The organism is Roseobacter sp. N2S, assembly GCF_031454055.1.
In the GTDB taxonomy this organism is placed as follows: Bacteria; Pseudomonadota; Alphaproteobacteria; order Rhodobacterales; family Rhodobacteraceae; genus Amylibacter.
Genome location: NZ_JAVDQB010000005.1, coordinates 1 through 12,759 on the forward strand (window position 1 = coordinate 1; position 12,759 = coordinate 12,759).

Sequence of the window (12,759 nt, forward strand, 5' to 3'; positions counted from 1 at the left end):
CCAACATGGGCATCGGCGGCATGACGCCCGCCATGAAACTGAAAACAGCTGCGTGAATTCTACGGCTGAACCCCATTGAAAATGGGGGGATTACCGAAAGAAGCGAGATTGATGAAATTTATTGGAAAATGGTCAAACGCGAGATCGCCAAACTCGAGCGAGAAACAGTAGATTTTGGACGATATTCATCGTAAAGACCCAAGCGTTTCCATCAAGTGTTTTCTTGACGCAACTGAAATATCGAAGGGCGTACAAATCCAATCATACTTTTTTAGGATGTAGGCGGTTGCTAGGAAGTTTTGTCTGCTTTGTGAAGGCAGCAGCCCAGATCGATATGTCCCAAAGAACCCCTAATCCGGTCTGGAAGCGCTAATTTGAACAGTTATATTGGCGCGTAGCGCCAATATAACGGGGATTTAGGAAGCTGAAAGGAGCGAAACGGGGGGCCAGTAGCAACGCTTACTACCTGCCTCCTATTCAGCAGGAGCAGCCGCCATGGATGGCTCTGCGTGGTGGTGATGGTCGCGCACGGGACGGATCAGCAGATTGGCGAAAAACGCAATCACCAACAAGGCCGCCATACAGTACATGGTGGTGTTATACAGACCCGGCGTCGGATCAATCGTCCCCTGCGGAGCGATTTCCATCAACTTGGAAATGGTCACCGTTTTGGCGGCCACCAGTTGATCAATCTGCGCCAAAGGTGCGCCGAACTTTTCAGCAAAAGCCGCAGGATCAACCCGCGCGGCAAGGTCCGAAATAGCCCGCCCCACCGACATTTCGCGCAAAGACGTGATCGCCAGTGGACCAAGCACACCCGCCGTTGACCAAGCCGTCAGAAGCCGCCCGTGGATACCACCCACATGCATGGTGCCAAACATATCCGCCAGATAGGCAGGGATCGTCGCAAACCCGCCGCCATACATGGAAAAGATAATCATCGTCGCCACATAGAACCCGATTAGATAAAACATCGACGGGTTCGCTGCCCCTGCTGTCGCAAAATAGGGGATCGACAGATACAACACCGTGCCCAACACAAAGAAGCAATGATAAGTGTTCTTGCGCCCGATAAAATCAGATGTAGAGGCCCAGAAAAACCGGCCCACCATGTTGAACACAGAAATCATCAGGACATAGGTCGAGGCAAAAGCCGCCGTCACAATCAGTGGCATGGTGGTGCCATAAATCTCGGACATCATGGTTTTAGCCACACCGATCACACCAATCCCGGCCGTCACGTTGAAACACAACATCACCCACATTTGCCAGAATTGCGGCGTTTTCAGCGCCTGATCAATATGCACATTGTTGCGCGTGATCATGCCGGATGCCGCAGGTTTTGGCTGCCAACCCTCGGGCTTCCAATCCTCGGCAGGCACGCGGTAGCTGAATGCTGCAATGATCATTACAAAGAAATAGACGATCCCCAGCGTCATAAAGGTAGACGCCGCACCGGTATTCCCTGTGCCAACTGCATAAACACCAGCCGCGCCACCCCCTGGCAGATTGGCCGCTTGCGCGGCAGAGGCGACGACCACCTCAATCTTGCCGGACGTGGTTTCTGCAAACAGACGACCTGCCTCGGTGATGGTGGCAATGGCATCCGTTGCGCCAAGGTAATCAGGCGCAGTGGCAAAAACCGACAGCAACCAGCCTTTGACCGGAGCCGCGATCATTGCGCCGCCGCCAAAGCCCATAATTGCCATGCCCGTTGCCATACCGCGGCGATCAGGGAACCAGCGGATCAGCGTAGACACAGGCGAAACATATCCCAAGCCCAGCCCGCAACCGCCCAAAACGCCGTAGCCCAGATAGACCAACCAAAGCTGGTGGCTTGCAATCCCGAGCGAGCCGATGATGAACCCACCGCCCCAAAGCGTAGCCGCAACTACCCCCACCATACGCGGGCCGACTTTTTCCAGCCATTTCCCTGCGAAAGCAGCCGCCAGACCCAGAAAAACGATGGCCACGGAAAAGATCCAGACAACCGAACTCAGGCTCCAGTCGTCCGCCGCAGGGGCCACGACGCCCAACTCTCGCGTCAGCGCGGGGTTGAACACCGACCACGCATAAACAGAACCGATGCACAGATGGATGGCGATAGATGCTGGCGGAACCAGCCAGCGATTGAAACCGGGCTTGGCGACAATGTTTTCCTTCATCAGGAACCCGAATGCGCCGCCAGAATTGGCGTTACTCATGGTATTTTCCTCCCTATTTCGCCCGTGCTTCCCGTTACAAGTGTCCTCCCGCAACAGGGCCGGCGCGCAGCATTTGACATTATGCTTGGGGTATTTCTGGGGTTTCCCCTTGTCTTGTCAATAAAATTAATTATATAAAACAATAGGTTAGATTGACAATTTGTCTTTCAGGCCCTTTGCATAAACCAACATTAGGGACAATTCGTCCAAGCCGTATGTCCCAACAGATCAAAAAACGGGACATTTTGTCCAAATCACTCGGATTTGACGATAGGCAGAGAAATCGTAAAACAGCTGCCCTGTCCAAGCGTTGACTCCACCGAAATACGCCCCCCGACCCGACTGACCAAGGTCTGACTGATCGAAAGACCAAGCCCGCTGCCCTGACCGTATTTGGTGGTGAAAAAGGCATCGAAAATCCGTTTGGTCGTTTCCGCTGCCATGCCGATACCACTGTCTTGCACCGCGATTTCCACGTCTGGACCCCGCACAGCTACCCGCAATGACATCGCCCCCCCATCGGGCATTGCCTGCACCGCGTTCAGGATCAGGTTCACGATCACTTGCTGCAATTCCGTGCGCGACATCAGCACGCTGGGTTTATAGTCCAGATCACTTTGTACATTGATCTTTTGCGACTCAATCTGGTGACTGGTCAGGACCAAACTATCGCGTAGTACCTCGGCTGGAGAGATCACATTGGCAGCACCCGAGTATTCCTCGGGGCGGGCAAATTGCAGCAGCTTGGAAACAATCGACCCGATCCGATAAACCTGATCGTCGATCAAATCAAATTCGGTTTTCACCCCGTCACTGGCGGGCCCCAACAAATCACGCGCCACATCCAGATTGCCCTGAATAACCGCAATCGGGTTGTTGATTTCATGGGCCACGCCTGCGGTGATTTCCCCCACCGCCGCCAGTTTTTCCGAAATGATCAACCGCTCTGTGGTTTGTTCCAACTTGCGATTGCTTTCGCGCAGATCGCGGGTGCGTTCCTCGACTTTTTGATTCAGTTTTTCGCCCCATTCGCGTAACTGTCGGTCCCGCTCTTGCACCTGATCCAGCAGGTCATCCAGATGCCCTGCCACTTGGGCGATTTCATTATCCCCGTCCTGCAAAGCGTTGCGCGCTTGCAGGTCTCCCGCTTCCACACGTGACATGGTTTGCGTCATCTGTTCCAGCGGCAAAAAGATACGTCCCGCCCATCGCAGGAAAATTGGAACCGACAAGGCGGCGATCAGCAGGAACAGTAGGGTCAGGGTGATCACAGAGCTGATTTTGGCCTGCTGAAACGGGGTTTCCAGAAAGCCCACATACAACATGCCAACCGGCATACCGCGACTGTCAACAATGGGTTCATAGGCCGAAATATACCAGTCATTCACCACAAAAGCGCGATCCAGCCAGATCATTCCCGCCCCTAAAACCCGGTTTCGAACCTCGGCTGAAACCCGTGTTCCAAGGGCACGGACGTTTTCAAATAGGCGCACATTGGTGGAAATCCGAACATCTTCCAGAAACAGGGTCGCGGTGCCCTGGCTGCCTTCTGGCAGGCTATGTTCTTGATAAACCAGTGCATTTATTGTGTCGATGAAATCAAGGTTACGGTTCAGCAGCAGCCCACCGACCAAAGCCGCTTTGGTGCCGTCGGGCAGGGTCACAGGGGCGGCGGAATGGATAATCATGCCGCGATCTTCAACCGCGCGGTCAGATGGAACCGCCGCACGCGTGGCCACCAATGGAATTGCTGCGCGGGCCGCCAGACCGGCCCCCAACGCTTCCAACTCGGCCGCTGACAGAATATCCACAGCACTTTGCCACCTGCCACCCACCGCCTGCTGCACCACGGGCCAAACTGAAACGTCAAAACCTACTGGCCCCTTGGTGCCATCCGTCAAATACAGGAAATCCAACCCCAATTCCCTGCGTTTTTGTTCGATCAAGCCCCGTGGGTCTTTGGTGTTGGCCAATGCATTCTGCAACGCCACAGATTTGGCCAGCGCGTCCAACCGCTCGCCTGAATTTTCCAGCAATCTGGCCAGATATTGATCCGCAATTGTCAGGTCGCCATTAACCTTTGTGATCAAGATTCCGTCGATTTTACCCGACCAGCGCAGCATGGTGCTGCCCAGCATCACAGGCAGCAAAACCAGCATCGGCAGCAGCGCAATCACCAACAACCGCACCCGAACCGAGCGAAAAATCCGCCTGAGCGCCAGCACGATCTATAATCCCCAAGCGGCACATTTGCGGTCGATTGTCTTGCGCGACACCCCCAAACGCAGAGCAGCCTTGGTGCGATTGCCGTTGACCGCCTCAAGTGCTCGCAAAATTTCGCGGCGCTCCACCTGATCCAAAGGTTCGATCTGACGAGTGGCGGGTGTTTCTGGAGACAGCGTATCCAGCGGGAAGCGCCCAAAAATCAACGAGCGTTCGATAAAATTGCGCAGCTCGCGGATATTGCCCGGCCAGTCGTGCCGCAAAAGGGCGGCGCGGGTGTCAGGGTCGATGTCCAACGCGGGCAAGCCAAGCCGTGAGGAAATATCTTTGATGAACAGCTCTGCCAGAACAATGGTGTCGGTTTCACGGCGGCTGAGCGGGGGCATGGCGATTTCCACCACGTTAATACGAAACAACAGGTCTTCGCGGAAACGACCTTCGGCTACTTCATGTTCCAGCACGGCACTGGTGGCCAACACAAAGCGCAGGTCCAGTTGGATGGCCCGCTCGGTACCAATCGGGCGCACCATACCGTCTTCGAGCACCCGCAAAAGCGCTGTTTGCGCCGAGAGGCTGAGGGCGGCGACCTCGTCCAGAAACACGGTGCCGCCGCGGGCTGAGGGCAACAACCCTTCGCGGGCCTGACCTGCACCCGGGAAGGCACCAGCCACATGGCCGAACAGTTCGATTTCAATCATATCGGCGGGGATTGTGGCGCAGTTTATTGCCACAAAAGGCATGGTTGCACGGTTCGAGGACTGGTGCATATGACGGGCGGCGACCTCTTTTCCTGACCCTGATGCGCCGGTGATCAGCACCGGCGTTGCCACAGTGCTGACGCGGGCCAGCGTATCGCGTACAGCCGCAATCGCGGGCGACTCTCCGATCAATTGTTCCCGCCGCTTGCGCCCGATGTCAGCCGTGTCCAATTCCCGCAACAACAGGGCATTTTCGCGGCGCAGAGTGGCCATCTGGATACAGCGGCGCACCGCGTTCAGAATTTGGTTGGAGCGGAACGGTTTCAGCACAAAATCACTGGCCCCCGCGCGCATGGCTTCGATCGCGGTTTCCAGATCAGCGTAGGCGGTGATCATGATCGTGTCAGTAAACCCGCCTTTGCTGCGTTGTTCGGCCAGCCAATCAATACCTTTCTGATCGGGCATTATGTTATCAAGGATCATCACATCGAAATGGTATTGCGCCAGCAGATCGTTGGCACTGGCAGCATCCTTGGCTTCGGCTACAGATTTGCAGTAGGGGCTAAGGGTCTTAACCATAAAGTTGCGCATGCCTGGTTCGTCATCGACAATCAGGATACTGGCCTGTTTTAACCTGTCGGTCAGCACGGCCTTGTCAATATCATTGCCGCTCATCCCCGCGCCCCCCGCCTGTTTCCCTGCGGGCATATTACGCAAATCCTGCGGCGTTACCACGTCAGAGTTGAACCTGTTCCAATCGCACATGAGCCACGGCCTGCTGGGCAAGTGCAGATAGGCCCGCAGCCCCCGCACCTGTATGGGCCACCAGTTGTTCGCGCATGCGCGGCTCCCAAAAATCATTGATATGATCGGCCACAAGGCGGGCCTGATCTGTGCCGGGTTGGGTCTCGAAATAGGTGGCGATCTGGTTGATCATCGTGACCATTTTTTCAGGCTGCATCACTGGCTCCGCTTAAAATACGTTCGGGATGGGAATAAACGTCAAATCCGCCCCCCCGCGCAAAAGCCGCAAGGGTCAGGTTTGCGTCCCGCGCAAGGCGCAGGGCAAGGGCAGTCGGGGCGGAAACTGCAATCAAAACGGGGCAGCCCGCAATCACCGTTTTTTGCACCATATCCACCGACACCCGCGAGGTGAGGACAATCGCGCCCTTTCGGGCATCCATACCGGCCAAAGCCAGCGCGCCGATCAATTTATCAAGCGCATTGTGTCGCCCGACATCCTCGCATGACATAACGATGCCCTTGTCTGGCAAAAGAAAACCGGCTGCATGAACTGCATGGGTTTGATCGTGAAGGGGCTGATGGTCGCGCAATCTATCGGTGGCCGAGGCGACATCAGATCGGGGCAATGCAACCCCGCCATCAGGTAAAACAGGCAACGGGCGGATCGCCTGTTCCAGACTGTCGATACCACACAACCCGCACCCCACTGGCCCCAGCATATTGCGCCTGCGCAAATGCAACGCCTTGGCGCGATCCGCGTCCAGCCAGATCCGCAACTCCGTGCCTTTGGTTTGGGTCACACAGTCAAAACTTTCAACCTGATCGGGGCGTTCGATGAATCCTTCGGACAGTGCAAAGCCGATGGCAAACTCTTTCATATTCGCAGGTGTTGCCATCATTACCGCCGCCGTTGTTCCATTGAACACCAGCGCGACAGGTTGTTCTTCGGGCAGAGAACGGCTGACCTGCCGCGCACCATCCCGTTGAACGGAAAGCCCCGCCATGCTTTGTGAAACCTGCACCACCATAGTTATTCCGCTGCGGGCAAGATGCGGCGGGATTGGGCGGCTTGGGCGCTATAATCTTCCTGCCAGTTCGTGGGCCCGTTTGACGCAGAAACCTGCACGGCGGTGACTTTGAACTCTGGGCAATTGGTGGCCCAATCGGAAAAATCCGTGGTGATCACATTTGCCTGCGTATCAGGGTGGTGGAACGTGGTATAGACCACCCCCGGAGACACCCGATCCGTTATTTTGGCCCGCAACGTGGTTTCCCCCGAACGGGACGCCAGTTTGATGAAGTCCCCTTCCTTCACGCCGCGCAATTCCGCGTCATGGGGGTGGATTTCCAGCACGTCCTGATCATGCCACGCCACATTGTCCGTGCGCCGCGTTTGCGCACCCACGTTATATTGCGACAAGATCCGGCCCGTGGTCAGCAACAGCGGAAAGCGGGGGCCGGTCTTTTCATCGGTTGCCACATATTCAGTGACAATAAATCGCCCCTTACCACGCATAAACCCGTCCACATGCATCAGCGGCGTCCCATCGGGCGAAGAGTCGTTACAGGGCCATTGCACCGAGCCTTTTTCCTCAAGCAGATCATACGTCACCCCTGCAAACGAAGGCGTAGTGGCGGCGATCTCTGCCATGATCTGGCTTGGATGGGTATAGCCCCACCCCGCCCCCATGGCATTGGCCAACAGTTGCGTGACTTCCCAATCCGCATAGCCGTTGCGCGGGACCATGACCTTGCGCACACGGTTGATGCGCCGCTCGGCGTTGGTAAAGGTGCCGTCTTTTTCAAGGAACGTAGAACCCGGCAAAAACACATGGGCGTAATTGGCGGTTTCATTCAGGAACAGGTCATGCACGATGACACATTCCATCGCCGCCAGACCTGCGGCCACATGTTTGGTGTCTGGATCGGATTGCAAAATGTCTTCGCCCTGACAATACAGCCCTTTAAACGTGCCATCCACGGCCGCGTCCAGCATGTTGGGAATGCGCAACCCCGGTTCAGGGTCGATTTTCACACCCCAAGCACTTTCGAAAATACTGCGCACTTCGGGGTTTTTCACATGGCGGTAGCCCGGCAATTCATGGGGGAAAGACCCCATATCACAAGAGCCCTGCACGTTGTTTTGCCCCCGCAACGGGTTCACGCCAACGCCCTTGCGCCCGACATTCCCCGTCAACATGGCAAGGTTGGCAATGCCGATCACGGTGGTCGAACCTTGGGAATGCTCCGTCACCCCCAGCCCATAATAAATCGCGCCATTACCCCCCGTGGCAAACAAACGTGCGGCTGCGCGCAGATCAGCCGCGGGAACACCTGTCAACAATGCGGTGGCTTCGGGGCTGTGGCGCGGGTTGGAAATAAACTCCGCGTATTCCTGAAATTCATCCCAGTCACAGCGATCACGGATATAGTCCTGATCCATCAGACCTTCGGTCACAATCACATGGGACAGGGCAGACACGACCGCAACATTGGTGCCCGGACGCAAGGGCAGGTGATGCTGCGCTTTGATATGGGCGGATTTCACCAGATCAATCCGCCGTGGATCAATCACGATCAGTTTCGCACCGTCGCGCAGGCGTTTTTTCAGACGGCTGGCAAAAACCGGATGGCCGTCTGTGGGGTTGGCACCAATCACGATCACCACATCCGTGTGTTCCACACTGTCAAAATCCTGCGTTCCCGCAGAGGTGCCAAAGGTCTGCCCCAGCCCGTAACCCGTCGGCGAATGGCAAACCCGCGCGCAGGTATCCGTGTTGTTATTCATAAACACCCCGCGCGTCAGTTTTTGCACCAGATAGGTTTCTTCATTCGTGCAGCGCGACGAAGTAATCACCCCGATAGAGCGCCGCCCGTATTTTTCCTGCAACCCGCGCATCCGTTTGGCGGCAAAGGTAAGGGCCTCGTCCCAACTGACCTCTTGCCACGGATCACTGACGTTTTCACGGATCATCGGGTTCAAAATCCGGTCTTTATGGGTGGCATAACCATAGGCAAACCGACCCTTCACGCAGGAATGGCCCCGGTTCGCCTTACCGTGTTTATAAGGCACCATACGCACCAGTTCGTCGCCGTTCAGTTCAGCCTTGAACGAACAGCCCACGCCGCAATAGGCGCAGGTGGTGATGACGGATCGTTCCGGCGTGCCAAGGTTCAGGATCGAATTTTCCTGCAAGGTCGCCGTGGGGCAAGCCTGCACACAAGCGCCGCAACTGACGCAATCAGAGGCCATGAAATCCTCGCCTGCCATGCCCGCCGACACACGGCTTTCAAAGCCGCGTCCTTCAATCGTTAAAGCAAAGGTGCCCTGCACTTCTTCGCAAGCGCGCACGCAGCGCGAACAGGCGATGCATTTTTGCGGGTCATACGTAAAATAGGGGTTCGACGTATCTGCCGGAATATATTCAGGGTTGGGTGTACCTGCCGTGCGCTGTTCAAAGTGGTTTCGACCCGGTTCATAACGCACATCGCGCAGGCCCACCATGCCCGCCATATCCTGCAATTCGCAATCGCCATTGGCCGAACAGGTCAGACAATCCAGCGGGTGATCCGAGATGTACAACTCCATCACACCCTTGCGGATTTTCTTGACCTTTTGGGATTGTGTGGAAACCACCATGCCTTCTGTAACTGGCGTAGTACAGGACGCAGGCGTGCCGCGACGGCCTTCGATTTCAACCACACACAAACGACAGGACCCAAACGCCTCGACGCTATCCGTGGCGCAAAGTTTCGGGATTTTGAACCCCGCCTCAGCGGCTGCGCGCATAACGGAAGTACCTTCAGGCACAACCACGTCGAACCCGTCAATGGTCAGCGAAACCGACTTACCGGTTCTGGCAGGCGTGCCCATGTCAAAATCGTCGGGGAGGATGAAATCTTTCATTCCGCAGCTTCCTTTTGGGTGGCAAATTCATCGGAAAAATGGGTCAGTGCAGACATCACCGGATAAGGCGTAAACCCGCCAAGCGCGCAAAGAGAGCCCTCTTTCATGGTTTCACAAAGGTCGGTCAGAATTTCGATCGCGGCTGTATCGCCACGCCCGATCCGGTCAATGGTTTCTACACCGCGCACCGCCCCGATGCGGCAAGGGGTGCATTTTCCGCAGCTTTCAACCGCACAAAATTCCATCGCAAACCGCGCCATGCCCAGCATATCGGCAGTGTCATCAAACACCACAATCCCTGCGTGCCCGATCAAGCCACCCTGCCCGTCGAATTCTTCGTACCCAAAAGGCGTGTCAAATTTCGATCTTGGCATATAGGCCCCAAGCGGTCCGCCTACCTGTACCGCTTTGACGGCCCGACCCGTTGCTGTACCGCCGCCAATTTCATTGACCAACTCGCCAAGCGGCATCCCGAATGCGGTTTCAAACAACCCGCCGTGTTTCACATTTCCCGCTATCTGGATCGGCATCGTTCCCTTGGAGCGTCCCAATCCAAAGCCCGCGTAAAATGCCGCGCCCCGTTCAAAAATCACCGGCACCGTAGCCAGTGAGATCACATTATTTACCACCGTTGGTTTGCCTAAAAAACCTTCAAGTGCAGGCAATGGCGGCTTTGCTCGTACTACGCCGCGTTTCCCTTCAAGCGAGTTTAACAATGACGTTTCCTCGCCACAGACGTAAGCCCCAGCCCCGTCACGGATTTCCATATCAAACGATAGCCCCGAGCCCAGAATATCCGCGCCCAAAACCCCATTTGTCCGGGCGATCTCAACCGCCGCTGTCATAATTTTAATCGCATCGGGATATTCAGAACGCAGATAAACAAAACCCTTGGTTGCGCCCACAGCCATGCCCGCGATGGCCATGCCCTCAATCAGGGTAAAGGGGTCGCCCTCCATGATCATCCGGTCGGCAAAAGTTCCGCTATCGCCTTCATCTGCGTTGCAAACGATGTATTTTTGATCAGCCTTGGCCCCCAGTACCGTGTTCCATTTGATCCCCGTCGGAAAGCCTGCACCGCCCCTGCCGCGCAAGCCACTTTCGGTGACCTCTGCCACGATTTCCGCGCCCGTTAACTGAACCGCACGGCGTAATCCAACCAACCCGCCGTGGGCGGCATAATCATCCAGATCCAGCGGATCAATCACCCCGCAACGGGCGAATGTCAGCCGTGTTTGACGGGCGAAAAATGGAATATCTTCGACGGAACCTAGACTATCCAGCGTGCCGCCCAACAAAGCTGGCACATCATCCACCGTGACCTGCCCAAAGGCTTTGCGCCCTGTGCCTGTGTCAACTTCCACCAAAGGTTCCAGCCAGATCATGCCGCGTGTGCCATTGCGGATCAAATCTACCGCGACGCCGCGGGCGGCAGCCTCAGCTACAATCGCTGCGGCCAGTTCATCTGCGCCCACGGCTTTGGCGGCGCTGTCTTGGGGGACGTAAATCTTCATGCGCCTGCCTCTTTCAAAAGGGCCTGCATGCGGGTTTGATCCACGCGGCCAACCACCCTGTCATCCAGCATTGCTGCGGGCGCACAGGCACAAAGCCCAAGGCAATAGACAGGTTCAACCGTCACAGCCCCGTTCGCGGTCGTGCCATGCCAGGCTATACCCAAATCCTTCAAGGTCTCCTCTGCCAACCCGTTTGCGCCCATCGCCTGACAGGCCTCGGCGCGGCAGATTTTGACCACGTGGCGGCCTGCGGGGGTTGTGCGAAAATCATGGTAAAACGACATCACGCCGTGAACCTCTGCCTTGGTGATGTTCAAGGCTTCTGCGATCAGCGGCAAGGCTGATGCAGGCACATGGCCAAAAGCGGATTGCAAGGACTGAAGGATCGGAAGCAACGGGCCTTCGAGGGTTAGGCACGGCGCAATCAACGCAGTGATTTCCGTATCAGAGGGGGCTTGCTGGGGCATATGCATGGCGGGCCTTTTGAAAATTTACTCCCAAGACCTAGCCCGCTGCTTCATGCGCTATCAATATTGACATTCCGTTAACCGATTGAGAAATTCAATCATTGAGCCTCGACATCTTACGGGCCTCCCCCAGCAAAGCCTGAAGCGTGGGCGTATGGGGTTCGCGATAAGGGGCGACCAAACCAACACTTGGCCCAGTGGTGGTTCCAGTCATCGAAACCAGCGCCAAGTCCTTGCCCCGCGTCAAGAAAACCGCCAGATCGGATGGCAGAACCGTCAGCCAATTTCCGTCTTCCACATTTGCCACCAGAACCACTGTTGAGTTGGATTCAATCCAGGCATCCGGTGTCGCCCCTGCATCGCGGAAATGCCGGTTAATAATCCGTCGGTTCTGGTTGTCTGGTGTCAAAAGACCCAGTTTTTCACCCTCTAACTCTTTCCAACCCACCGATGATCGCTTGGCGAATTTGGACTGTTTGCTGCACACCAGCATATACCGTTCGCGGTACAAGGGTTCAGTGCTGACGCGGCCTGTGGGTTCATTATCAAGGTAGGTTATCCCCGCGTCCACATCCAGATTTTCCATCATCGACAGAATTTCGATTGAGGTTCGAGACAGTAAAGTGAACCGCACTTTGGGGTGTTTTTCGGTGAACCGCGCACTGAGTTTTGCCGCCCATGTCAGCGCCGTCGGGATCACCGCCACGCGCAACTGTCCCGAAAGCCCGTGTTTGCTAAAGCGCATTTCGTCTTTCAATTGGCGGGCATCGCCCACAATGCGGCGCGCCCAGACCAATGCGCTGTGTCCCTCGGGCGTCAATCCCCCGAACCGAGAGCCACGAAACACCAGTTTCACACCAAGCTGCGCTTCTAGCTGTTTGATCCCCGTTGACAGGGTCGGCTGCGTGATCCCGAGCGTTTCAGCCGCTTTGCCAAAATGCTCGGTCTTGGCGAGCGCAATGAACATATCCAGTTTGTCGAGCATGAAACGCCCCCATCTTG

At 56.0% G+C, this 12,759-nt stretch carries 9 protein-coding genes; all 9 read right to left on the reverse strand.

Annotation, left to right across the window (positions count from 1 at the left end):
• Positions 1-473: 473 nt before the first annotated feature.
• The 9 genes from GGE09_RS12850 to GGE09_RS12890 all read right to left on the reverse strand — a co-directional run bounded on the left by GGE09_RS12850 (position 474) and on the right by GGE09_RS12890 (position 12,742).
• Positions 474-2,204: an OFA family MFS transporter gene (locus GGE09_RS12850; protein ID WP_309746543.1), complete on the reverse strand. Its 1,731-nt coding sequence runs from the start codon at positions 2,202-2,204 to the stop codon at positions 474-476.
• 254 nt (positions 2,205-2,458) lie between these two features.
• Complete coding sequence (locus tag GGE09_RS12855) at positions 2,459-4,363, reverse strand: cache domain-containing protein (protein WP_309746833.1); 1,905 nt, start codon at positions 4,361-4,363, stop codon at positions 2,459-2,461.
• A 69-nt stretch (positions 4,364-4,432) separates the two neighbouring features.
• Positions 4,433-5,890, reverse strand: coding sequence for a sigma-54 dependent transcriptional regulator (locus GGE09_RS12860; protein WP_309746544.1), 1,458 nt, complete (start codon positions 5,888-5,890; stop codon positions 4,433-4,435).
• Positions 5,862-6,086 (reverse strand): formate dehydrogenase subunit delta, encoded by a 225-nt coding sequence (locus tag GGE09_RS12865; protein WP_309746545.1) that lies wholly within the window; start codon positions 6,084-6,086, stop codon positions 5,862-5,864. The genes GGE09_RS12860 and GGE09_RS12865 overlap by 29 nt, the downstream gene beginning before the upstream one ends.
• Entirely contained in the window at positions 6,076-6,897 is an 822-nt protein-coding gene (fdhD, locus tag GGE09_RS12870) for a formate dehydrogenase accessory sulfurtransferase FdhD (protein WP_309746546.1), read from the reverse strand. The genes GGE09_RS12865 and fdhD overlap by 11 nt, the downstream gene beginning before the upstream one ends.
• 2 nt (positions 6,898-6,899) lie before the next feature.
• On the reverse strand, positions 6,900-9,776 hold the full coding sequence (gene fdhF, locus GGE09_RS12875) for a formate dehydrogenase subunit alpha (RefSeq protein ID WP_309746547.1): 2,877 nt from the start codon (positions 9,774-9,776) through the stop codon (positions 6,900-6,902).
• The gene (locus GGE09_RS12880; RefSeq protein WP_309746548.1) at positions 9,773-11,290 is read right to left on the reverse strand and encodes an NADH-quinone oxidoreductase subunit NuoF; all 1,518 of its coding nucleotides are present in this window, start codon (positions 11,288-11,290) and stop codon (positions 9,773-9,775) included. The genes fdhF and GGE09_RS12880 overlap by 4 nt, the downstream gene beginning before the upstream one ends.
• Entirely contained in the window at positions 11,287-11,757 is a 471-nt protein-coding gene (locus GGE09_RS12885) for a formate dehydrogenase subunit gamma (protein ID WP_309746549.1), read from the reverse strand. Before GGE09_RS12885 ends, GGE09_RS12880 begins: the two co-directional genes overlap by 4 nt.
• Before the next feature lie 94 nt (positions 11,758-11,851).
• Positions 11,852-12,742: a LysR family transcriptional regulator gene (locus GGE09_RS12890; RefSeq protein WP_309746550.1), complete on the reverse strand. Its 891-nt coding sequence runs from the start codon at positions 12,740-12,742 to the stop codon at positions 11,852-11,854.
• Positions 12,743-12,759: the final 17 nt, after the last annotated feature.